This is a genomic window from Streptomyces sp. NPDC043870 (assembly GCF_056435785.1).
On record NZ_JBWKDT010000001.1, the window covers coordinates 19,220 to 42,730 of the forward strand.

Consider the following 23,511-nt stretch of genomic DNA (forward strand, 5'->3'; position numbering starts at 1 on the left):
CTCCCCCAGCTCGACCCGCGTCGGGCGCGGGTGGTGATGTCCGACGGCTTGTGTGTGTCGTACGTGTCTTCGTGGTGCGGTGTTTCCGTGGGCCGTGCTTCGTGGTGCGGTGCTTCGTGATGCGGTGCTTCCGTGGTGCCTGCGTGTCGCTTCTTGCATCCTGCGTCAACAAACGGCGCGAGCCTACTACTGACGCAGTGACAACTCGAAGGCACGTCCGGGACGATTTTCAGCCGCAGCCAGTTAGGTTGATCATGAGTTGTCCTGGTATTCGGGGAGATGGAACTCCGCACTGTGGCTCAGGACACCTGCCAGGACGTCACATTCAGTTCGTGAACGTATGGCTGGAATTCTTCGTTCCGCGGGAATCTTCCTTGCAGGCCGTTCGTCCTTCTGTGCGGGGAGCAGGAGTTGCGGGGGCAGGGTGAGACCCGGCCCGTCGGCGTGAACGGGCCAAAGCCGGGCAGCCACCCTGCAGTCGGACAGCGGTGGGGAGTGAACGCAGACCATGGGGACGGCGGACGAGACGGGTGTGCCGCGGCAAATCTGGGTGGAGGACCCGGTGGCACGGCGGCGGATGCCGGATCCGGTGCGCACGGCGGCCGTGCGCGCCGTGATCGTGACGGCGGTGACGCTGATTCAGGCGATGGTGGCCTTCTTCTGCTCGGTGACGGGGTCCTGGCTTGCGTTCCCGATGGTGCTGAGCAGCGTGGGCAGCACAGTGCTGGCGACCTGGGCGGTGCTGGACGTGTGGGTGACCCGCCAGGTGTGGAACCAGCGGCACGGGGTGGTGTCGGTGCCGAGCAGCACGGCGCGGCAGCTCCGGCGTGAGCGGCGGCGTGCCCGGCGGACGGCCCGCGCCGCGGCCCGCGAGGCCGCGCGGATACGGAGGCGGGGCACGGGCAGCAGGCTGTCCGAAGCCTGAAGTCCCGTGCCCCGGGGCGGACCTGGGGACTCCTAGGGGGCGGTGACGTCGTCCGAGCGCGGTGCGCTCTGCGCCGGAAGTGCCGGCTGCCCGGCCGGGGCCGGCCCGGCCGCGGGTGCCGACTGGTCCTGGGACGTGTGTACGGAGGCGGGTGCCTGCTGGTCCGCGGACGTGGGTGCGGCGGCCGTTGCCGACTGGTCCGCGCCTCGCTTGAACATCCGGGTCGCGGTGATCTCTCCGTGCACGGTCTCGCCGTCGGTGCGCTGCTGAGGCAGGCCGGGACGCAGATGCTCCTCGACGCTGATGTACTTCAGTCCCGCCCGCAGGTCCGCGTCGTTGCGCAGCCTGATGACCAGGGGGAACTCGGCGAGGGCGGTCGTGTCGAACAGCCCTGTGGTGTACAGCAACTGGACCCCGAGAGCGTCCGAGACCGCGCGCTGCAGCTCCAGCAGATACGTCGCGTTGGCGCGGCCGATGGGGTTGTCGAGGAACAGCGTGCCGGCGTGCCGGTGCTTGTCCCGGCCGCGGTCGTTGCTGCGCAGGGCCGCCATGGTGCAGTACAGCGCGATGGCGGCGGTGAGCAGCTGGCCGCCGGAGAAGACGTCGCCCATCTGCCCGACCGGGACGCGCTCGGCCCGCAGCACCGCGTCCGGCTTCAGGATCTCGACGGCGACGCCCTTCGGCTGGAGCGCCGCCTGGACGCCGCGCAGCAGCAGTGACATGCCGTCGCGGCGCAGATCGGAGTTCTTCTTCACGGCGGCGCGGGTCGCCTCGTCGATGACTTCGCCGAGCCGTTCGGCGAGGCTCGCCTGGTCCGGCTCCTCGAAGCGGATGCGGAGGAACTCCTGGCCGGACCATTCGCCGAGCCCCTCGGGCAGTCGGGAGAGCCGCTGTGCCGAGCGGAGCGTGGCGAGCGCGGACTCCACGAGTCCGCGGAGCCGGTCCACGATGGAGTCACGGTTGCGCTCCAGCTGGGCGAGCTCGTCGGTGAGGACACGCAGCCTGGGCGCGAAGGCCTCGGCCCACTTCGCCGCGTGCTCGGGCAGCGCGGCCGAGGGGAGCTCCCGGATCTGCTGGCGGGCGGGGGTGCGTACCGCCTCGTAGCGGGTGGAGTTGGCATGGCGTACGAGCACGTCGCTCGCCTCACGCACGGCCGATTCGGCGGCGGACAGGTCGGCCGCGCAGCCGCGCAGCGAGCGGCGGGTCTCGGCCGCGGAGTGCCGGGCCTCCTCCAGCGTGCCCGGGTACGGCTCGGGTGTCTCCTGCTCGTCCTCCGCGTGGTCCCGGAGCAGGTCGCGCAGGAGCGCAGCGGTCTCGTCGAAGCCGCCCGCGGCGTCCTCCGCGCCGCGGTGGGCGCGCAGCAGCTCGGCGTGGGTGGCGCGGGCGGTGTCCAGCGCCTCGGAGCGGGCGGCGAGTTCGGCGGTTGCCGTACGCAGCAGGGTCTGGGCCTGCTCGGCGTCCACGGGGACGAGCTCGTCGGGAAGTTCGGTGTGCGCCTCACCGTCCACGGGTGCCAGGCGCTCCGCCTCGCCGCGCAGCCGGCCGAGCTTCTCGCTCGCCTCGGAGGCGCGGGACTCCAGCATCTGGACGAGTGACTCGGCGCGGGCGGCCGCGGCCTGCCGGGACGGGCCGTCGGCGCCGTCGGTGCCCTCCAGCAACTGGGCGGCGCGGGTGCGGACCTTGTTGGTGAGCCGGTCGAGCTCGCCCAGCGCGGCGCTCTCGTCGCTCTCGGCGCGGGCCTGTTCGGCACGCAGATCGGCGCCGACGCCGACCTTCTCGTACAGCTGGGAGGCTGCCCGGTACGCCTCGCGCAGCGCAGGCAGTGCGGCGCGCGGTACGTCGGGGTGTCCGGCGTCCGGCTCCGGCAGTTGTTCCGGGGCTCCGGCGATCTCGGCGCGCTCGGCCCGGAGCGCGCGTGCGGTGCGACGGGCGTCGTCGGCGGCGCGCTGGGCGGCGCGGCGGTCCTCGTCGGCGGCCCGCGCCCGCTCCAGACAGGTCGTCGCCCGGGCCTCCGACTCGGCCGCGTCGTCGGCGAGTTCACGGAGCTTCGCCTGCCAGCCGGCGCGCTCCCGGAGCCGGAACGCGAGCCCGGCGAGCGCGTCCGCCGCGCGGCGGGCGCGCTGGGCGGTGTCCTGCCGCTCGTCGCGTACGCGGGCGGCATCGCCGGCGGCCTCGTCCGCCTCCGTGCGTACGGTGCGGGCCTCGGCGAGTGCCTCCTCCGCGGCTTCGACGGCCTCCTTGGCGGTGCGCGCGGCCTCGGCGAGCTCGGCGAGCATGCCGGGCGGGCAGTCGGCGCGCCACGACCCGATGCGGGCGGCGAGCGCACGGTCACCCGCCAGCCGGGCCGCCAGGGTCCTGATCTCCTCGTCCCGCGCAGCCGCCCTGGCGCGGAGCGCCTGCCGTTCCTCGTCGGCGGCGTGCTCGTCGTGCATGGCCGGGTTCGGCGGAACGAGGAACACCTCGGACGAGCTGCCCTCGCCCCCGGCACCCGGGCCGGGTACCGGCGCGAGGAGCGCGGCGGCGGTGCCGACGGCCACCGCGGAACGCGGCAGCAGCGCGGCCCCGGCCAGTGCCTCGCGTGCCCTCGCGTACGAGACGGGGTCGGTGATCACGACGCCGTCGACCAGCTCCGGCCGCGCGGCCAGAACCGCGGCGTGATCGGCGGGATCGACGGCCTGCGCGAGGTAACGCCACCCGGGCAGCGCGGGAATGCCGTGCTCGCCGAGGAACTCGACGGTGGCCAGCACATCGGGCCCCGGCGGCAGCAGTCCGCCGTCACCGAGCGCTCCAAGAATGCGGGCGTCGTCGGCAGCGGCGGTCCGCAGATCGAACAGCTGCCGCTCCGCGGCAGCGACTCCCTGGTCGAGCAGCTCGCGGAGTTCGTCGGCGTAGCGGTCCAACTCGTCGGCGGTGAGGGGGCCTTCGGTGCTCCGCACGGGACCGTGCCGGCCGTCACCGGCGCCGGACGCGGTGTGTCCGGTCGCCGTGGTGCTCCCAACGGCCGCGTTCCCGGCGGCGGGAGCGGAGCCCGTCGCAGCGGGGGCGTTGCCTTCGCGTTGCTGCCCGGCTCCGCGGGGAGCGGGCCCGGACGTGTCGCCCGGGGCGGAGTCGCCGCCCGCGGAGGGTCCGGCGTCCGCCCGTGCCGGTACGGAACCGGCGGCCGGGGCGGAGTGCCCCGGCGCCGCCTGCGCGTGGGCGCCCGGGGTCCCGGCGGCGCCGTCGCCGGACGTGGCCGGGGCGGCCGACGCAGGGCCGTCGGCCGGGCCGGCAACCGCTGTGCCGTCGGCAGGCTTGGCGCCGGCCGTCGCGCCCGGCAGCCGGGGTGCGCCGGGCGCGGGGACCGCGGGCAGGCTCAGCAGTTCCGCGAGGCGCTCCGATCCGGCGATCGAGGCGGCGGCACGGAGCTCCGCCTCGTACGCGTGCTCCGCGGCCTGGGCCGCGTCCGACGCGCGGGCCGCGGTCAGTTCGGCACGGGTCTCCGCGGCGGCGGCCTCGCGGGCGCGGTCCGCGGCCGTGCGGGCGGCGTCACGGGCGGCGTCCCACGCGGCGACCGCGGTCTTCTCGGCGTCGCTCGCGGCGAGGGCGGCCCGGGCCGGGTCGGCGTCGGGGGCGGTGTCGTCGAGCCAGCCGGCACGGACCGCTTCGGCGGTCTCCTGCTCGACCTCGGCGAGGCGCTGGCGCAGATGACCGGCCTCGCTGCGGGCGCGCTGGGCATCGGTCGCGGCGGCGGTGGCGTCACGGTGGGCGGACTCGCCGGCCTCCTGGAGCGCGGCGGAGCGCTCCTCCTCCTCGTTGGCGACGCGCTCGCCGTCCTCGGCGGCGGAGTGCAGCGCGCGCACGAGATCGGCGGCGGCCCTGGCACGGGCGGCCAGTGCCGGCGCGGCGTCCCGCTCGGCCTCGCGAATGGCCGCGGCGACCCGCGCCGCGCGGTCGGCGGCGGCGCGGTGCCTGAGGACCGCTTCGGCCGCCTGCCAGGCGGAGTGCAGTGTGCGTGCGTCGATCAGCTCGCGGCGCTGCGCCGCGGCCCCCTTCTCGGCGACGGTGAGTGCCAGCGACGCGTGCCGGTAGGCCAGTTCGGCCGCGATCAGCGAGCTGCGGCTGCGGGACTGTTCGGCCTCGGTCACGGTATGGGCGGCTGCGGTGACCTGCTGGGCGAGGTCGGCGGCGCGACCGCGCTCCTCGCCTGCGCGGACGGAGAGCCTGCGGGCGAGCGTGCGGGTGCGTCGCTCGGCGCCCGCGTGGATGTCGCGGGCCCGGGTGCGCGCCCCGGCCGCCTCCACGATGCGGCCGAGCAGATCGACGGAGCCCGCCGTGAAGTCGCGCTCGGCGGTGAGCTCGGCCCGGCGGCCCAGCTTGTTCCCGAAGCCGCTGACGAGGTCGGCGAGTCCGTCGGTGTCACGGGTGTCGGTGACGGCACGGAGCAGCAGGTCGGTGAAGTCGGAGTCCTTCTTCACCGCGAAGAGGCCCGCGGCCTCACCCTCGTCCGCGTTCATCTCCCGCTGGTAGCGGAAGAGTTCGGGGTCGAGGCCGACGTCGCCGAGGTGCTCGTTCCAGCGGTCGTGGATCTCCTCCCAGTACACCTCGAGATGCGGGTAGGCCTTGCCCGCCTCGGTGATCGCGTCCCGGAAGCCCTTCATCGTGCGGCGCCGCCCCTGCGCGCCGGACGCGCCTTCGACGGGCGGGCGGACGGCGGTGGACTCGGCGACCGGCAGGGAGTCGAGGCTGAGCCCGGGCCCGGGCCGGAAGGAGTACCAGGCCTCGGCGAACTTCCGGGGGTCGTTGGAGACCTGCCGGCCCCGCCACTCGCTGACCTTGCCGACGACGACCAGTTCCCCGGTGAGGGTGTGCTGCCACTCCAGGGCGACGTGGCCGCAGTCGTCGGCGAGCAGGAACTTGCGCAGTACGCCGGAGCTGGCGCCGCCCAGCGTGTTGCGGTGGCCGGGAAGCATCACCGAGAAGATCAGCTTGAGCAGGACGGACTTGCCGCCGCCGTTCTCCAGGAAGAGCACGCCCGCGGGAGCCGGGCGGCGCGGCGGGCCGACGGGCTCCTCCTCGAAGAACTCGGCCTGCATCGGGGCCGGGTTGGGCACGGGCTCGCCGACTCCGCGCAGGTCCAGCACGGTGTCGGCGTAGCGCGCACCGGCAGGTCCGATGGAGTAGAGGCGGACCCGGGACAGCTCGTACATGGCGGCGGACTCTCGTCGTTCTCAGCAGGGTTCGGCAGGGTTCAGCAGGGTCAGCAGGGTCAGCAGGGTCGGCAGGAATTCAGCAGGATCAGGCGTGGAAGGGGAGACCGGCGTCGGCCGCCAGCTCCAGATCGTCAGCATCGGGCGGCGGCACGAGCGTGGCGGTGCCGTCGGTGACCGGCACGACGCCGAGCTCCAGCAGTTCGGCCATGGCGGCGCTGCCCGCCATGTCGCGGACCTGCAGCTGGTAGCGGGCGGTGGTGCGGTACGCGCCGCCTGCGTCGTCGCCGGTGCGCTGCAGGAAACCGGAGTCGGTGAGGAAGGCGACGGCCTTGCCGACGATGCCGGTGGTGGAGCCGGCGAGGCGCCGGGCGTCCTTGGTGGCGCCGGTCGCGCTGCGGCGGGCGTAGACCCGCCAGGCCGCTTCCAGCCCGGGGGCGTCGGAGGCCGGGTCGGTGTTCTCCCCCTGCTCCTCGGCACGCTCCTCCAGGCGGCGGCAGGCCTGGCGTACGAACGCGTCGACTCCGTTGACCGTGATCCGGCCGATGTAGCCGTCGTCGGCGAGGTCTTCGGGACGCGGGAACGCCATGGCGGCGACGGCGAGATGGGCGAGACCGTGCAGGAAGCGGTCGGCGGAGTCGGTGGACGCACGACGCGCGTAGTCACCCATGCGAACGGCGAAGACCGAGTCCTCGCCGGCGGTCACGGCCATGCCGGCGCGCGGCGACACTTCGAGGACGACGAGGCCGAGTCCGGTGGCGACGGCATCGGCGAGCCGCGCGAACGCGGGCTCTTCCCGGTAGCGCCGCAGCAGGTCGGCGTACTCGGCGTCACGCGCGGGCAGCAGCTTGGGCTGGAGCCCGAAGGAGACGAGCCGCGCGGCGTCGGCGGCGTCCGCGGGCGTGACGCCGGCGGACGCGGACATCGGGCCCGACGGGGGCCCGAGCGGCACGTCCGCCTCACGCCGGGGCCCGGCGTGCTCTGCGTGCTGGTCGCTCACGGCTGCTGCTCCTCTGTGGGGTGGTGCGGTGTTACGCGGTGGTGCGGTGGCACGGGGTGGTGCGGGGGCACGGGTCGGGCGGGGGCGACTGCGGCGGGCCCACGCGGCGGAGCCGCATATCGACGCTGCCCCGCCCCGCCCCTCCCCGCGGTGTCGCCATGAGGCTCGGCCGCGTGGGGGCCCCGACCCGGACCCCACGCCGCGAACGCCGGCGGGGCTGGAATCTCCAGCCCGTCCGGCGTTCGAGGACGCGCCCGTAGGGCGTGCGGGGGCTTGGGGGCGCCGGCCCCCAAGAAGAAGCTCACGCCGCCTCCGTACGGTCGGCCGCCATGCCCGCCGCGTCCAGCAGGGCCGTGCCGACGATCAGGTCGGCTCCGCCGAACTCGGGGTCGTCCAGTTCCGTGCCGTCGTCGACGGCGAACAGCAGGCGCTGTTCGCCCTGGCGGTACGCCGTGCCGACCGGGGGGCTCGCCGCGTGGATCGCGAGGAGGGCGACCAGGTAGGGGAGATCCGGGTCGCGGCGGCGGGCCTCGGCGAGGAGGCCGGAGAGGCGGCGCGGGGCGTCGTGCTCGAGGTCGAGCAGCTCCATCGCGCTCGCGAGCTGCTCCTCGCTGAAGCGGCTGTCGTCCGGAGTCGCGATCAGGTCGGGCTCGGGCATCTCCGCGCCCAGGTGCTCGCGCTCGACGGGCGGCGTCAGCAGCATGTCCACGAGGTCACCGACACGGACCGAGGCAGGCGTGCGCAGTCCGGTGCCACGGGCGAAGAAGGCGTCGGTGACGCGTATGGCCCGCTCTACCGGGAGCGGCAGCAGCGGGGCGACGAGCTGCCCGTACAGATCCAGCCCGGAGCGGACGGCAGGTGCGGCGAAGGCCTGGCGGTCCTGCTCGGCGCGGAAGAGCGGGCCGGCCTCCAGCAGCCGGGACTGGAGCTGGGTGTGGCGGCGGATGCAGTCCTTGACTATGTCGACGAGCTCGGCGGCGCGACGCTTGTGCTCGCCCGTCTTCGGATCGGAACCGGTCTCGGCCTCGTCGCGTACCTTGCGGATGTTGGTCAGGATCGCGTTCTCGTGGCGATAGCGGTCGGCGACATGGTCGAGCGCCTCGGCGATCATGTCGGGCACGGCATTGAGCCAGTCGACGGCGCGCACGTTGCGGCGGGTCGCTTCGAGCGTCCGGCGGAGGGTCTCCGCGTACTGCACGGTCCGGTAGCGGGCCTGCTCGGCGGCGAGCTGCGCGTCGGCGAGCCGGCCGCGGGCGATCAGGACCTCGAGCTTCACCTCGGCGGCGATCTGCGCGCTGGTGACGTCCGTGTCGAGGGCGCCGACGAGGACGTTGACCGCTTCGTCGGTCGTCCGGAGATACACGCTGCCGCCGTATCCGGGGACTTCCTCGATGAGTTTGAAGTCGTAGTCCCGACGGACATACACCCCATCAGCCCCGAAAGTGCCGTAGACCGCGCGGAAACCCCGGTCGACACTGCCGACGTTGATCAGGTTCTCCAGCACCCAGCGGGCCACCCGCTCATGCTCCGCGGCAGGGCGCTGCGGGGCCTGCGCCGCGACGCGAGGGAGGAGTCTCGCCACTATCTGCTCATGGTCGGCGCCGGTGTCGAAGTCCATGTTGAGCGTGACGAGATCGATGGCGGCGAGGGCGACTTCGGCCATCGCGTAGATCGAGTACTCCCCGGCCAGATTCGCCTTGCGGGTGTCCAGGTCGTGCAGTGGCGCGGTGCACGCGAGCGCGCGGAGCCGCCGCGCGAGCCCTTCGTCGGCGGCCGGGCCCTGCGCGGGGCGCGGCCCCGCGCTGAGCTGGGGCGGAACGAATTCCGTCGAGGCAGGCGAAGTCACGGTGCACAGACTAGGTCCTCGCACTGACAACGGTCGAAACGGCGCAGAAACCCCGCGCCCGGCACACGAGCGGCCTCCGCCCGAGCACGCCAGGCCCTCCGACGCACGACCGGCGCCGGCACACGACCGGCATCCGCCGGACACCCGCCTGGTGTCCGTCCGGCGCCTGCCCGGCCGCCGAGGCACGAACGGCGGCGCACGTCCGAGGCACGCCCGGCGGCGCATGTCCGACGCACGCCCGGCGACGCGTGTCCGACGCACACCCGGCGGTGCATGTCCGACGCACGCCCGGCATCTGCGCGTCTCAGCGCTCCGCCGCGTCCCCGTCCGGCACCAGCCCCGCGTACACCCGCACCAGCTGGGTGCGGGAGTCGTCGAGGTAGTCGGCGAGCAGCTGCTCCGCGCCGTCCCGCTCCCCCGCCTTGAGAGCGTCCAGAATCTGCCGGTTCCGTACGAGATAGGGCTCGTGCAGCCCCCGGGGGTCGTCCACGACGTGGAAGGCGAGGCGGAGTTCGGCGAGGACGCCCCGCATCAGTTCGTCGGTGCGCACGCTGTGCGCGAGCGCGACGAGCTCCCGGTGGAAATGGATGTTGGCGGTGGAGACGCCTTTCCAGTTCTCCTCGCGTGCCGCTTGTTCGCCGCCGATGACCGCGTCGCGCAGACCGTCCAGCGTGAACGGCGGCTCGCCGAGCCCGCGGACGACGGCGCACTCGACCAGCCGGCGGGTGCGGTAGATGTCCTCGACGTCCTCGACGGCGAGAACCCGGACGAACACGCCGCGGTTGAGCTGATGGACCAGCAACCGCTCGTGGGTCAGCAGCCGGAACGCCTCGCGCAGCGTGTTGCGCGAAACGCCCAGCGCGCCACCGATGCTGTCCTCCGAGAGCCGCGCCCCGGGAAGGAAGAAGCCCTCCGCGATCCGGGTGCGCAGGATGTCCGCGACCCGCTCCGCCGTGCTCGTACGGCCCAGCAACTGGCGGTCGTCAGCCAGCTCGCCGAGCCCGGCCCCCGTCATCCCCGCAGCCCCCACAGCGTCCTCTATTCCGCTCACCATGACCGCCGGCCCCGCCGGCGCCGTCCGATTCCATCGTAGAAGCAAGAACGAGACAACGTGACTCTTGTCGGATCGTTCAACAATCCTCTACGGTGTGGTGAGCGTCACTCAGCAGAACCACCGCATCACTCAGCAGCACCACTCAGCCGCGCCCTCTCCCCCTCTGCGAGGTGCAGATGAGCACGACCCAGCAGACCCAGCCGAAGCAGGGCGAGCGCCCCGAGGACACGGGTGCGTTCGCCTGGCTCCGGGCGCTCGGCCCACGCGGCCGCCGGGCTTTCGGTGGCGCGTTCGGCGGCTACGCCCTGGACTCCTACGACTTCTTCACGCTGCCGCTGAGCATGGTGGCGATCGCCGCGTTCTTCAGTCTCGACAGCGGCCAGACCGGACTGCTCACCACCGTCACCCTGGTCGTCTCGGCCGTCGGCGGTGCGCTCGCCGGGATACTCGCCGACCGCATCGGCCGGGTCCGGGCACTGATGATCACGGTGATCACCTATGCGCTGTTCACCGTTCTCTGCGGCTTCGCGCCCAACTACGAGACGCTGCTGGTGTTCCGGGCCCTCCAGGGCCTCGGTTTCGGCGGCGAATGGGCGGTCGGTGCGATCCTCGTCGCCGAGTACGCCACGGCCAGGCACCGCGGCCGCACGCTCGGCGCGGTCCAGAGCGCCTGGGCCGCCGGCTGGGCCCTCGCCGTCATCGTCTACACCCTGGTGTTCCAGTTCGTCGACACCGACACAGCATGGCGCGCCATGTTCTGGACCGGTGCGCTGCCCGCCCTGCTCGTCGTCTACGTCCGGCGCAATGTGACGGACGCGCCGGAGGCGGCGGAGCGGCGCCGCGCGAGCAGCGAACGGGGTTCGTTCTCCGTCATATTCCGGAAGGATCTGGCGCGCACGACGCTCTTCGCGGTCCTGCTCTCCACGGGTGTCCAGGGCGGCTATTACACCCTCGCCACCTGGGTGCCGACCTTCCTCAAGTCCGAGCGGGGACTCACGGTCGTCGGTACCGGCGGCTATCTGACGCTCCTCATATCCGGGGCCTTCATCGGCTATCTCACGGGCGGTTATCTCACCGATGTGCTGGGCCGCAAGCGGAACATCGCGCTGTTCGCCGTGCTCTCGGCCGCCTGCATCCTGGCGTACACGAACATTCCGTCAGGGGCGGACGGGCTGCTGCTCGTGCTCGGATTCCCGCTCGGCTTCTGCATGTCGGCCATCTTCAGCGGCTTCGGCTCGTTCCTCGCCGAGCTGTATCCGACGGCGGTGCGCGGTACGGGGCAGGGCTTCACGTACAACACCGGCCGCGCGGTGGGGGCCTTCTTCCCCACCCTCGTCGGATTCCTGGCCGACAGCTGGGGCGTCGGCGGCGCTCTCGTCTTCGGCGCCGTCGGCTACGGTCTCGCCGTCGTGGCACTGCTCGGGCTGCCGGAGACACGCGGCCGCGAGCTCGCGTGAAAGGAACCTCCACCATGACCTGGGCTTCGATCGACCTCAACGCCGACCTCGGCGAGGGCTTCGGCCGCTGGCGGCTGACCGACGACGAGCAACTGCTCTCCGTCGTCACCAGCGCCAATGTGGCCTGCGGCTTCCACGCCGGGGACGCGGCCACCATGCGGCGGGTCTGCGCTCTGGCGGCCGAGCGCAAGGTACGGATCGGCGCCCAGGTCTCCTACCGCGATCTGGCCGGTTTCGGCCGCCGCTCGATGGACGTCCCGCCCGCCGAGCTGGCCGCCGAAGTCGCTTACCAGATCGGTGCGCTGGAAGTCTTCGCCCGTGCGGCCGGTACGCGCGTCTCGTACGTCAAGCCGCACGGAGCGCTGTACAACCGCGTCGTCCACGACGAGGAGCAGGCGGAAGCCGTCGCCGAGGGCGTCATGCTCACGGGCGAGCGGCTGCCGCTGCTCTGCCTCCCCGGCTCCGAACTGCACACCAGGGCGGAAAAGGCCGGACTCCCCGTCGTCACCGAGGCGTTCGCGGACCGGGCCTACACGGCGGACGGCACCCTCGTGCCACGGGGGCAGGAGGGTGCCGTCGTCACCGACCCGGACGCAGTGGTCGAGCGCTCGGTCTCCATGGCCAGGTTCGGCGTCGTCACCTCGCTCTGCGGCCGGTCGGTCGGCGTCCGCGCCCGCTCGCTCTGTCTGCACGGTGACACGCCCGGAGCCGTCGAGCTGGCCCGCCGGGTGCGGTCGCGTCTGGAGGAGGCGGGTGTCCGCGTGGAGGGCTTCGTATGAGGCTGCTGCCCGTCGGTGACCGGGCTCTGCTGGTGGAGCTGGGCAGTGGCGAGGAGGCCGAGTCGCTCCATGCCGAGCTGCTGCGCCGCCGAGCCGCCGGCACTCTCCCCCCGGTTCGGGAGATCGTGCCGGCGGCTCGGACGGTGCTGCTCGACGGCGTCGACGAGCCCGGGCGACTGGCGTCCGAGCTGCCCGGATGGGACATACCGCCGCTCGCGGCGGACGCCCGGGACGTGATCGGGATTCCGGTGCGCTACGACGGGCCCGATCTGGCGGAGGTCGCGGCACTGTGGGGAGTCGCGCGGGAGGACGTGCCGGCGATCCACTCGGCGGCCGAATTCCACGTCGCCTTCTGCGGCTTCGCGCCCGGCTTCGGCTATCTCACCGGGCTCGGCGAGCGGTTCGCGGTACCCCGCAGGGCCACGCCCCGGACGGCCGTTCCCGCGGGCTCGGTCGCGCTGGCCGGACCGTACACGGGCGTGTACCCCCGCTCGTCCCCCGGCGGCTGGCAGCTGATCGGGACGACGGACCTGACGCTGTGGGACCCGGCGCGCGAGCCCGCCGCGCTGCTGTCCCCGGGAGCCAGGGTCCGCTTCGTACCGGCGACGCGGGAGAGCCGATGACCGACCGTGCTCTCGCGGTCGTGCGGGCCGGGGCGCTGACCACCGTGCAGGACCTGGGCAGGCCCGGGCACGCGCACCTCGGCGTACCCCGCTCGGGCGCCCTGGATCCGTACGCTCTGCGCCTGGTCAACCGGCTCGTCGGCAATCCGGAGCCGGCCGCGGTGCTGGAGACCACGGTCACCGGGTGTGCGGTGCGGCCGCGCTGTGCCGTGACCGTGGCGGTCGGCGGGGCCCCCTGCCCGGTGCATGTGGACGGCCGGGCCGTTGCCTGGGGCGCACCGGTACGGGTGGCGGCGGGGGCGCTGCTGGAGGTGGGCGCGGCGCAGCGCGGCGTACGGAGCTATGTGGCGATCGGCGGGGGAATCGCGGCCGATGCGGTGCTGGGCAGCCGGTCGACGGACCTGCTCTCCGGTCTCGGGCCGTCGCCGCTCGCCGACGGAACGGTGCTTCCGCTGGGCCCGCCCGCCGGTCCGGCCGGGCGGGTGGACGGCTCGCCATGGCCCGGTCCGCCGTCCGAGCTGGTGCTGCGGGTACGGCTGGGTCCGCGAGACGACTGGTTCACGGAAGCAGCGCTGCGGGCGCTGGCCACTGGCGCCTACCGGGTGTCGGTGGCGAGCAACCGCATAGGACTGCGCACCGAGGGCCCGCCGCTGGAGCGGGCCGTGCGAACCGAACTGCCCAGCGAGGGCATGGTCCTGGGCGCGGTGCAGGTGCCGCCCGACGGGCTGCCCGTCGTGTTCCTCGCCGATCACCCGACGACCGGCGGCTATCCGGTGATCGCGGTCGTCCGGGAGGCGGACCTCGCGGGGGCGGCGCAGGCGGTGCCGGGGACGCCGGTGCGGTTTGTTGTGGTGCGGCGGTAGCGCGCCGCGGCCGTCACGGTGGACCGTGTGTCCGTCCTCGAACGCCGGACGGGCTCGGTGTGCGCGACCGCCCTCGACCAGGCGCCCGGTGTGGCCGTCCTCGAACGCCGGACGGGCCTGGCAGCTCAGCCGTCAGGTCTCGGACCGCCCGTACCCGCCTCCGCCGGGCGTCCGGACCACCAGGACGTCGCCGGGGCCGACCTCGACCGAGTCCACGCCCTGCAGTTCCTCGACCGTGCCGTCCGCCCGCTCCACCGAGTTCGCGCCGAGCGCGCCCGCCTCGCCGCCGGCCATCCCGTACGGCTCCACCCGCCGGTGACCGGTGAGCAGGGCCACCGTCATCGGCTCCAGGAAGCGGATCCGCCGCACGACACCGCGCCCGCCCTGCCACTTACCCGCTCCCCCGCTGCCGTCGCGCACCGAGAAGGCGTCCACCCGCACCGGGTAGCGCCACTCCAGCACCTCCGGGTCGGTCAGCCGCGAGTTGGTCATATGGGTCTGTACGGCATCCGCGCCGTCGAAGCCGTCGCCGGCGCCGGAACCGCTCGCCACCGTCTCGTAGTACTGCACCCGGTCGTTGCCGAAGGTGACGTTGTTCATCGTGCCGGAGCCCTCCGCCTGCACCCCGAGTGCCGCGTACAGCGCCCCGGTGACGGCCTGCGAGGTCTCGACATTGCCCGCGACCGTCGCGGCGGGGTAGGCGGGGGCCAGCATCGAACCGTCCGGCACGCGCACCTCCAGCGGCTTCAGGCAGCCGCTGTTGAGCGGGATGTCGTCGGCGACCAGCGTCCGGAAGACGTACAGCACGGCCGCCATCACCACCGACTTCGGCGCGTTGAAGTTGCCGGGCTGCTGCGGCGACGTACCGGTGAAGTCGAGGACGGCGCTGCGGGCCTGCCTGTCCACACTGATCGCGACCTCGATGACCGCGCCGCCGTCGGTCTCGTAGCGGTACGAGCCGTCGCTCAGCTCGGCGACGATGCGGCGCACGGACTCCTCGGCGTTGTTCCGTACGTGCTGCATATAAGCCTGAACGACATCGAGTCCGAACTCCTCCACCATGCGGCCGAGTTCGGAGATGCCTTTCTCGTTGGCGGCGATCTGCGCACGCAGGTCGGCGAGATTGGTGTCGGGGTCCCGGGACGGGTGCGCGGCTCCGGTGAGCAGGTCACGCGTCTCGGCCTCGCGCAGCCGCCCGTCCCGTACGAGGAGCCAGTTGTCGAAGAGGACGCCCTCCTCGTCGATCGTGCGGCTGAAAGCGGGCATCGAGCCCGGCGTGATGCCGCCGATCTCGGCGTGATGACCGCGCGAGGCCACCAGGAAGCGCAGCTCACCGCCGTCGCTGTCGCCGCCGCCCCCGCTGTCGCCGTCGTCGTCGAAGACCGGCGTCACCACGGTCACATCGGGCAGATGGGTGCCACCGTGGTACGGGTCGTTGATGGCGTACACATCGCCAGGGCGCAGCTTTCCCTCGTTGCGGCGCAGCACCTCCTTGATGGACTCGCCCATCGAACCGAGATGGACGGGGATGTGGGGGGCGTTGGCGATGAGATTGCCTTCGGCGTCGAAGAGGGCGCAGGAGAAGTCGAGCCGCTCCTTGATGTTGACGGAGTGGGCGGTGTTCTCCAGGCGCACGCCCATCTGCTCGGCGATCGCCATGAAGAGGTTGTTGAAGACCTCCAACAGCACGGGGTCGACATCGGTGCCGACGGCGGAACGGCCGGGCCTGGGCCGTACGCGTGTGAGCAGCAGATGCCCGCCGTCCCCCACGGCCGCCTGCCAGCCCGGGTCGACGACGGTCGTCGCGTCCGCCTCGGCGATGATCGCGGGGCCTTCGACGGTGTCGCCCGGGGACAGATCCTCGCGACGGTAGAGCGGTGTGTCCGTGCGGCTGCCGTCGACGAACATCCCCACGGTCGCCCGCACCCGGGCCCCACCGCCCTCAGTGGCCTCTTCGACGACAACCGATCCGTGGGGTCCCGCCGTCCCCACCGCCTCGATCGAGACCGCCTCCACGACGAGCGGCTTGTCCATGGTGAACGCGTATCGCGTCCGGTGCGCCGATTCGAACGCCTCCCGCATCGCGTCGAGTGTGCCGAGGGGTACGGGCACGCCCGCGTCCGTACCGGCGTAGCGGATGATCACGCGTGCGTGGGTGGTGATGGCGTCGTCGGGGACGGCGTCGTCACGGAGCTCCGCGCGGGTGCGTTCGGCCAGTTCGCCGCACAGGTCCTCCACGCGGCGCACGGTGGCGTCGTTCAGCTCGGCCTCGACCGACTGCTCACGCATGGCGGTCGCGTCGGCAAGGCCGATGCCGTACGCGGAGAGCACGCCGGCGAGCGGCGGCACGATGACGGTGTTGACGCCGAGTGCGTCGGCGACGGCGCAGGCGTGCTGGCCGCCGGCGCCGCCGAAGCTGGTCAGGGCGTAGCGGGTGACGTCGTGGCCGCGCTGCACGGAGATCTTCTTGACGGCGTTCGCCATGTTGAGGACGGCGATCTCCAGGAAGCCGGCCGCGACTTCCTCCGGGCTGCGGGCGGTGCCGGTGGCGTCCCGTACCTCCCCCGCGAGCCGCTCGAACCGCTCCCGTACGACGTCGGCGTCGAGCGGCTGGTCGCCGTCCGGCCCGAAGACGGCGGGGAAGTGCGCGGGCTGGACCCGGCCGAGCATGACATTGGCGTCGGTGACGGTGAGCGGGCCGCCACGCCGGTAGCAGGCCGGGCCCGGTACGGCGCCCGCCGAGTCCGGTCCGACGCGGTAGCGCTGGCCGTCGAAGTGGAGGATCGAGCCGCCCCCGGCGGCGACGGTGTGGATGTTCATCATCGGCGCGCGCATCCGTACGCCGGCGACCTGGGTGCCGAGCTCCCGCTCGAACTCCCCCGCGTAGTGCGACACATCGGTGGAGGTGCCGCCCATGTCGAAGCCGATGATCCGGCCGAAGCCGGCCTGCTCCGAGGTGCGGGCCATGCCGACGACCCCGCCGGCCGGGCCGGAGAGCACGGCGTCCTTGCCCCGGAAGTGGGCGGCTTCGCGCAGTCCGCCGTTGGACTGCATGAACATGAGCCGGATGGAGCGGAGTTCCCCGGCGACCTCGTCGACGTACCGGCGCAGAATCGGTGAGAGGTACGCGTCCACGACGGTGGTGTCGCCGCGCGGCACCAGCTTGATCAGCGGGCTGACCTCGTGCGAGCAGCTCACCTGGGTGAAGCCGAGGGAGCGGGCGGCGTCGGCGACGGCGGACTCGTGGGCGGGGTGGCGGTAGCCGTGCATGAGGACGACGGCGACGCTGTGGAAGCCGTCTTCGCGGGCCGCCTTCAACTGTTCCGTGACCGGCGCCAGTTCCAGCGGCCTGACGATCTCGCCGTGGGCGTCGGTCCGCTCGGGGACCTCGATGACCCGGTCGTACACGGCCTCGGGGAGGACGATGCGGCGGTCGAAGAGACGGGGGCGGTTCTGGTACGCGATGCGCAGCGCGTCCCGGAAGCCTTCGGTGATGACGAGGACGGTCGGCTCGCCGTGGCGCTCGAGCAGAGCGTTGGTGGCGACGGTCGTGCCCATTTTGACGACGTCGATCCGGTCCGCCGGCACGGTGTCCTCGAGTCCGAGCCCGAGCAGCAGCCGGATGCCGGCGACGGCCGCGTCGCGGTAGTGCTCGGGATTGTGGGAGAGCAGCTTTCGGGTGACGAGATGTCCGTCGGGGCGTCTGCCGACGACGTCGGTGAACGTCCCGCCACGGTCGATCCAGAACTCCCAGCGCCCGCTCATTCCCCCATTCTGGCAAGGGGCGGGTCGAGAGAGAGCGAGGCGAGCGCGGAGGAGAGGGCGTTTTCGGCGACGAGGTCGAGGCAGGCGCCGGTACCGCGGGCCCAGTGGCGCACCTCCGCACCGGCGAGGCACACGAGCTGGGGCAGGAGGTCCGTGCATCGGCGGGCCACCCAGCCGGTGCCGGCCGTGGCCAGCCAGAGCGCCTTCGCGATACGGCTGGGCGCGGGCTGCGTCGGTTCGACCCCGGGCGCCGGGCCGAGGGCGAGCCCGTCGGCGGTGAGCAGCTCGTGGAAGCGTGCGGCGATCATGCGGTGGCCGCGCTCACCGGGGTGGAGCCGGTCCGCGCTCCACATGGTCCGGTCCTCGACCCAGGTGGCGTCGGCGATGTGCAGGTGGAGGGCTCCGTACCGCTCGGACAGGGCGTGTACGACGGCGTTGACGCCCCGCTGCCGACGGGCGAGCGGCCGGGCGAGCGGTGCGGGCAGCCCGAGCATCGCGCCCGGGTCGGGCAGGCATGCCGTGAGCAGCCGGGTGCCGCGTTCGCTGAGGGCGGCGCAGACCTTGTTGAGCCGGACGGCGAGGTCGTGGATGTCGAAGGTGTGCCGGAGCGTGTCGTTCACCCCGACGACGACCGCGGCGATGTCGGGACCGTACGCGACAGCATCGGGGGTCTGCTTCTCGTCGACGTCGCGGGTGAGCGCGCCGCTGACGGCGAAGTTCCGGAACTCCGCGGGTCTGCCGGCCTCGCCGACACCCAGGGCGAGCAGCGCGGCCCAGCCCCGCCAGGCGCCGTCGACCCGGTCGCCGACACCTTCCGTGAGGGAGTCACCGAGCGCGGCGAACCGCAACGGCCGTGCGGGGGCGACGCCACGCGCCGCCGGCCTCGCCGGTGCACAGGCCCTGGCGGACCGCGGCTCCGGCACACCCGCCATGGTCGGCTCGACCGGCGTCGCGGCACTCACGGCCCCGGCCCCTGCTCTCGCGCAGGGCAGCATCGCCACGGCCGCGCCGTGCCCAGCCGCCGCGGGCGCCTTTGCCGGTACGCCGACGAGCTCGGCCACGGGCCGGACCGGCGCCGAATCGTTCACCGACCCGCCACCGGCCGGGATCGCGGCACCGGCGGGCACGGAACCGAGCGCGGCACCGGCGGGCACGGAGCCGAGCGCGGCCGGCGACCGGGGCGGCGCGGAGTCGTTCCGCGACCCGCCGCCGGCCGGGAACGCGGGAGCGAGCGCGGCAATGGAGTCGGGCGCGGGGCCCGGGGGGCTCAGAGGCGTGCTCATGCCGCTACCTCCGGGTGGCCCGGAACGCGGATGGGGGCGTCGTGGGCGGAGAGGAAGGCCGCTACCGCGCGGTCCCAGCTGAAGAGCTCCGCGCGGGCGCGGGCCGCGGCGCGGCGGGCCGCTTCGGGGCGGGCGACGAGTTCCCGCACCGCGTCGGCGAACGCCTCCGGGGTGTCGAGCGCCGCGATGCCCGCGTCGCCGATGACCTCCGGGAGCGCCGAGGAGGCACTGGCCACGACCGGGGTGCCGCAGGCGAGGGCCTCCAGGGCGGACAGCCCGAAGGTCTCCGCGGGCCCGGGCGCCAGGCAGATGTCCGCGGCCGCCTGCAGGTCCGCGAGGGCTTCGCGGTCGGCGACATGACCGAGGAAGTGGACCGGCAGCCTCGCGTCCTGCGCCCGCCGGGTCAGCCCGCTCCGCATCGGGCCCTCTCCTGCGACGACCAGCGTCGCCCGCACCCCGCTCTCGCGCAGCGTGGCGAGCGCGTCGAGCGCCATGCCCGGACGCTTCTCCACGGACAGCCGGGAGCAGAGCAGCAGCAGGACCTCGGCGCCTTCGGCGTAGCGGGCGCGCAGCACCTTGCTGCGCCGGCCGGGGCGGCAGCGTTCGAGCTCGACGCCGAGCGGCGCCCGGAGCACATTGCTCGCGCCGATGCGTATGAACTCCCGTTCCGCCCACTCCGTCGTGCACACGATCCGCGAGTACGACCAGGCGCTCCGCCGGTTGAGCCGGTCCGCGGTGCGCTCGGCGAGTGCGCCCGGTACGCCCCAGGTGCGCAGCACGCCGTCCGCCGTCTCGTGGGACACCATCACCGAGGGGATCCGGCGGCGGCGCGCCCACTCTCCGGTCCACCGCAGCGTGGTGCGGTCGGAGACCTCCAAGCGGTCGGGTGCGATCTCCTCGAGGAGCTCCTGCAGCCGGGTGCGGCCGGCCAGGACGCGGTAGCCGCCGGTGCCCGGCAGGACCGGCCCGGGGATGGTGACGACCCGCCCCTGGGAGGTCATCTCGTCGCTTTCCACGTCACCGGGCACGATGAGTACCGGCTCGTGCCCGGCCGCCAGATAGCCGCGGCCCAGCTCTCTCAGGGCCGTGCGCAGGCCCCCGGACGCGGGCGTCACGAAGTTCGCCAGCCGGACGATCCGCAGCCCGCTCATGCCGCCACCGCCGTACGGTCCCGGAGCACCTCGGCGTAGTGGCCGAGCAGCTGATCGCCGACGGCCGCCCAGGTCCGGCCCTCCACCGTGGCCCGCCCGGCCTGCCCGTACGCCTCCCGGCGCGCCGGGTCCGCCACGAGCGCCGCCACCGCGTCCCGCACCTCGCGCACGTCGTGCGGCGGGACGAGCAGCCCGGTGCGGCCGTGGTCGACGAGGTCCAGGGGCCCGCCGGCCGCGGGCGCGATGACCGGCAGACCGCTGGCCATGGCCTCCTGCACGGTCTGGCAGAACGTCTCGTACGGCCCGGTGTGCGCGAAGACGTCGAGCGAGGCGAAGATCCGGGCGAGGTCGTCGCCGGTGCGGCGGCCGAGGAACACGGCGCCGGGGAGTGCGCCCCGCAGCGACGTGCCGCTCGGACCGTCGCCGACGACCACGACCCGTACGCCCGGGAGCTCGCACGCCCCGGCGAGCAGCTCGACGCACTTCTCGGGCGCCAGCCGGCCGACGTATCCGACGATCGTCTCGCCGTTCGGGGCGAGCTCGCGGCGGAGCGCCTCGTCCCTCAGCTCGGGCCGGAACCGTTCGGTGTCGACCCCACGCGGCCACAGCCGCACCCGGGGCACCCCGTGCTCCTCGAGATCCCGCACGGCGGCGCTGGACGGCGCGAGGGTCCGATCGGCGGCGGTGTGCACGGTACGGATGCGTCGCCACGCCGTGCCCTCGCCCGCGCCCATGTACGTACGGGCGTAACCGGCGAGGTCGGTCTGGTAGACGGCGACGGCGGGGAGTCCGAGCTTCGCCGCGGCTCCCATCCCGCGCACCCCGAGCACGAACGGGCTGGCGAGGTGGACGACATCGGCCCGGTGGGCGGTGAGCGCCGCGGCCAGCCGCCGGCTGGGCAGGGCCACGCGGACCTGTGGATAGCCGGGCAGCGGCAGGGACGGCACGCGTACGACGGGGCACGGTGCTTCGATGTCGGGCCCGGCCACGGTCGGGGCGATGACGAGCGGATCATGACCGCGCGCGGCGAGGTGCCGGGCGGTCTGCAGGGCGCAGTGCGCCACACCATTGACGTCTGGCGGGAAGGATTCGGTGACGATGACGACACGCATATGGGTGTTCTCGTCGCGCCGGGGGTGGTCCGGCCAACGTGGATCTTTCCGCCCGTGAAACGTCCCATGAGCGTTTGGACCACGCCCCGCCGACAGCCGTACGGACCTGCCCCGCGATGCCCCGACGTGCCCCTTTCGGCCACTCGGCGACGACGATTCGGGCCACGTGTGCGGGGCGGCCCCGGTGCTCGGTCGTCACAGCGCGCGCCGGGGCCGTGCGCGCGTCGGGGCAGGGCGCATGCGTCAGTGCGGCAGCACATGCCGGAGCGGGGGCGGGTCAGGGCAGGGGATGCGTCAGACCGGAGGCCCGTCCGGCACTATGCGGCTGCGGACCGCCGTCTGGACCTCGGCCTCCTCGGCCGGGTCGGCGGCGAGGCGGCGCAGTCGTTCCGCCACACGCGCGTCGCCGGTCTCGGCGTGCAGAGCGGCGACTTCTCTCGTGGTCTCCTCGCAGTCCCAGAGACATTCGACGGCGAAGCCGGTGGCGAAGGAGGGGTCGGTCGTGGCGAGCGCGCGGGCCGTGCGGCCGCGCAGTTGCGAGGACGTAGTCTCGCGGTAGACGTGGCGCAGAACGGGGGCCGCGCAGGCGATGCCGAGCCGGCCGGTGCCGTCGACGAGCGTCCACAGCAACGGTGCGTCGGGCCCTTCGGCGCGGACGGTCTCGCGCAGGGCGCCGAGGACCAGCTCGGCGTCCTCGGCGCCGCCGCGGCAGGCGAGGACGCCGGCCGCGGAGGCACCGAGCGCGTCGGGGCGGTGGACCCAGCCGCGCGCCCGGTCGACGGCGGCGTCGCCGCACATCCGCTCGAACGCGCAGACGGCGGCCTCGGCGACCGCACGGGACGGGTCGAGCGCCGCGGCCTCGATGAGGTCGAGCACGACGGGATCCCGCGCTTCGGCCAGATAGTGCAGAGCGGCGCAGCGCGCGCCGTCGGGACCGCTGCGCGCCGCCTCGATGATCGTCTGACGGTCGCCTGGTCCGGCAACCGCGCCGAGGCAGCGCGCGGCCGGCACATGCAGTGCGTTGCCGCGCTCCAGTCCGTGCTGGGCCCACTCGAGGACGGCCTGGACGCTCCAGCCGGGACGGGGCCCGCTCGGGCTCAGCTGTCGCTGCCAGCGGTCGAAGGAGCCGCGCTCCTGGGCGGCGCGCACGCGGGCTCCGACCGCGTCCCGCCGGTCCTCGGCCCACAGCCGCCAGGGCCTGGGCTCGAACGCGTCCCGTACGGCGGCGGCCAGCTCGGCATCGCCCTCCGGGGTGGCCGGGAAGCGGCCGAGGACGGGTCCCGCGAGCGAGCGCAGCCCTGAGTCGTCGTCGCGCAGCGCGAGCTCGTCGAGGGCCCAGGCCCAGTTCGAGCCCGCCGCGGCGTACCGGCGCAGCAGATTGAGGGCGTCGTCGCGTCCGTACGAGGCGAGGTGGCCGAGCACGGAGAGCGCGAGCCCGGTCCGTGCGTCGTCGGAGTCGAAGTGGTCCTCGGCGCTGAAGAGGTGGGCCTCGATCTCTTCAAGGCCGCCGCCCAGATCCAGGTAGAGGCGTGCGTAGTAGAGGGAGCGGTTCTCGACCTGCCAGTCGTGGCGGGGGTCGCTCAGCACGCAGTGGTTGAGGGCCGCGAGGGCTTCGGCGCGGGGTGCGGCGAGCGCGTGCAGCGTGCCGTCGCCGCGTCCCCTCTGCAGCAGGCCGAGCAGGGTGCCGCTCGGCGCTATGAGTGGTTCGAACATGGAAAGTGCCTCACATCAAGCTGTCGACGCAACCGGGGGTGTGTTCGCCTAGGCCGCGCAGCAACATGATCGGCTGCCCGTCGTCTTCCGCCTGATGAAGTCCATCTTCCTCTGCCTCTCGTCGGTGGCCCCTTGCGGGCCCGACGTCATGATGACCCAGCCATTTCGTCACCGCGACCACATTTACGGCGCCGCTCTCACCTGGTGTTCAACACCCGTTCACTGGGCGCCGAACAGCTCCAGGAGGTCTGCCTTCCCAAACATCCGCGCAGTATCCACGGCGGACGGAGTTCCTGCTTCCGGATCGGCTCCGCCGTCCAGCAGGGCGCGGATCACCGCACCCTCGCCCTTGAAGACGGCCCCGGCGAGCGGGGTCTGGCCGCGGTCGTTGGCGCGGTCCGCGTCGGCTCCGCGGGCGAGGAGGGCCGTCACGGCCGGGGCGTGGCCGTGGTAGGCGGCGAGCATCACGAGGGAGTCGCCCTTGTCATTGGTGAGGTTTGCCGGAACCCCGCCGTCCACGTAGGCGGCGAGGGTCTCGGCGTCTCCCTGACGCGCCAGATCGAAGATCTTGGACGCCAGCTCGACCACCTCAGGATCCGGGGTTTCACTCATGGGGCGGACCGCCTTTCACTGCGTTGACCTGGTGCTGAGTACGGGTGGAGCGGCCCCGTACGAGTGAACCGACAGGGTACTGCCCGGTCGCGGACATGACCCCGCCCGGCCGTGGCAAAGATCGTGGACGAAGCACGGCCAA

General features: G+C 73.5%; 15 protein-coding genes. 5 read left to right on the top strand and 10 right to left on the bottom strand.

The features are described 5' to 3' along the window. Positions 1 to 508 precede the first annotated feature (508 nt). On the top strand, positions 509 to 925 hold the full coding sequence (locus tag AC0699_RS00085) for a hypothetical protein (RefSeq protein ID WP_478653719.1): 417 nt from the start codon (positions 509 to 511) through the stop codon (positions 923 to 925). A gap of 32 nt (positions 926 to 957) precedes the next feature. On the opposite strand, the gene AC0699_RS00090 is transcribed toward AC0699_RS00085, so the two are convergent. The 4 genes from AC0699_RS00090 to AC0699_RS00105 all read right to left on the bottom strand — a co-directional run bounded on the left by AC0699_RS00090 (position 958) and on the right by AC0699_RS00105 (position 10,011). Continuing rightward, positions 958 to 6,111 carry a hypothetical protein gene (locus AC0699_RS00090; RefSeq protein ID WP_478653721.1) on the bottom strand — a complete coding sequence of 1,718 codons (5,154 nt, stop codon included), beginning with the start codon at positions 6,109 to 6,111 and terminating at the stop codon, positions 958 to 960. 88 nt (positions 6,112 to 6,199) lie between these two features. Continuing rightward, on the bottom strand, positions 6,200 to 7,111 hold the full coding sequence (locus AC0699_RS00095) for a hypothetical protein (protein WP_478653724.1): 912 nt from the start codon (positions 7,109 to 7,111) through the stop codon (positions 6,200 to 6,202). Positions 7,112 to 7,412: 301 nt separating this feature from the next. Continuing rightward, the gene (locus tag AC0699_RS00100) at positions 7,413 to 8,957 is read right to left on the bottom strand and encodes a hypothetical protein (protein WP_478653727.1); all 1,545 of its coding nucleotides are present in this window, start codon (positions 8,955 to 8,957) and stop codon (positions 7,413 to 7,415) included. A gap of 304 nt (positions 8,958 to 9,261) precedes the next feature. Continuing rightward, positions 9,262 to 10,011, bottom strand: a complete 750-nt coding sequence (locus tag AC0699_RS00105) for a GntR family transcriptional regulator (RefSeq protein WP_478653729.1) — start codon at positions 10,009 to 10,011, stop codon at positions 9,262 to 9,264. Between the two features lie 176 nt (positions 10,012 to 10,187). On the opposite strand from AC0699_RS00105, the gene AC0699_RS00110 reads away from it, so the two are divergent. The 4 genes from AC0699_RS00110 to AC0699_RS00125 are packed head-to-tail and all read left to right on the top strand — an operon-like array spanning position 10,188 to position 13,733. Next, complete coding sequence (locus AC0699_RS00110; protein WP_478653732.1) at positions 10,188 to 11,468, top strand: MFS transporter; 1,281 nt, start codon at positions 10,188 to 10,190, stop codon at positions 11,466 to 11,468. A 14-nt stretch (positions 11,469 to 11,482) separates the two neighbouring features. Then, positions 11,483 to 12,247: a LamB/YcsF family protein gene (locus AC0699_RS00115; RefSeq protein WP_478653735.1), complete on the top strand. Its 765-nt coding sequence runs from the start codon at positions 11,483 to 11,485 to the stop codon at positions 12,245 to 12,247. Further along, a complete protein-coding gene (pxpB, locus tag AC0699_RS00120) occupies positions 12,244 to 12,870 on the top strand; it encodes a 5-oxoprolinase subunit PxpB (protein WP_478653738.1) in 627 nt (208 codons plus the stop codon). Before AC0699_RS00115 ends, pxpB begins: the two co-directional genes overlap by 4 nt. After that, positions 12,867 to 13,733, top strand: coding sequence for a 5-oxoprolinase subunit C family protein (locus tag AC0699_RS00125; protein ID WP_478653740.1), 867 nt, complete (start codon positions 12,867 to 12,869; stop codon positions 13,731 to 13,733). The genes pxpB and AC0699_RS00125 overlap by 4 nt, the downstream gene beginning before the upstream one ends. Positions 13,734 to 13,865: 132 nt before the next feature. Here AC0699_RS00125 and AC0699_RS00130 read toward each other — a convergent pair whose 3' ends face one another. The 6 genes from AC0699_RS00130 to AC0699_RS00155 form a co-directional block, all read right to left on the bottom strand. After that, a complete protein-coding gene (locus AC0699_RS00130; protein WP_478653742.1) occupies positions 13,866 to 17,498 on the bottom strand; it encodes a hydantoinase B/oxoprolinase family protein in 3,633 nt (1,210 codons plus the stop codon). Then, positions 17,495 to 18,430: an SGNH/GDSL hydrolase family protein gene (locus AC0699_RS00135; RefSeq protein ID WP_478654574.1), complete on the bottom strand. Its 936-nt coding sequence runs from the start codon at positions 18,428 to 18,430 to the stop codon at positions 17,495 to 17,497. Before AC0699_RS00135 ends, AC0699_RS00130 begins: the two co-directional genes overlap by 4 nt. A 347-nt stretch (positions 18,431 to 18,777) precedes the next feature. Next, positions 18,778 to 19,932: a glycosyltransferase gene (locus AC0699_RS00140; protein WP_478653744.1), complete on the bottom strand. Its 1,155-nt coding sequence runs from the start codon at positions 19,930 to 19,932 to the stop codon at positions 18,778 to 18,780. Continuing rightward, the gene (locus tag AC0699_RS00145) at positions 19,929 to 21,044 is read right to left on the bottom strand and encodes a glycosyltransferase family 4 protein (RefSeq protein WP_478653747.1); all 1,116 of its coding nucleotides are present in this window, start codon (positions 21,042 to 21,044) and stop codon (positions 19,929 to 19,931) included. The genes AC0699_RS00140 and AC0699_RS00145 overlap by 4 nt, the downstream gene beginning before the upstream one ends. Before the next feature lie 294 nt (positions 21,045 to 21,338). Beyond that, positions 21,339 to 22,757 carry a HEAT repeat domain-containing protein gene (locus tag AC0699_RS00150; RefSeq protein WP_478653749.1) on the bottom strand — a complete coding sequence of 473 codons (1,419 nt, stop codon included), beginning with the start codon at positions 22,755 to 22,757 and terminating at the stop codon, positions 21,339 to 21,341. A gap of 219 nt (positions 22,758 to 22,976) precedes the next feature. Continuing rightward, positions 22,977 to 23,369: an ankyrin repeat domain-containing protein gene (locus AC0699_RS00155; protein WP_478653752.1), complete on the bottom strand. Its 393-nt coding sequence runs from the start codon at positions 23,367 to 23,369 to the stop codon at positions 22,977 to 22,979. Between the last annotated feature and the right edge of the window lie 142 nt (positions 23,370 to 23,511).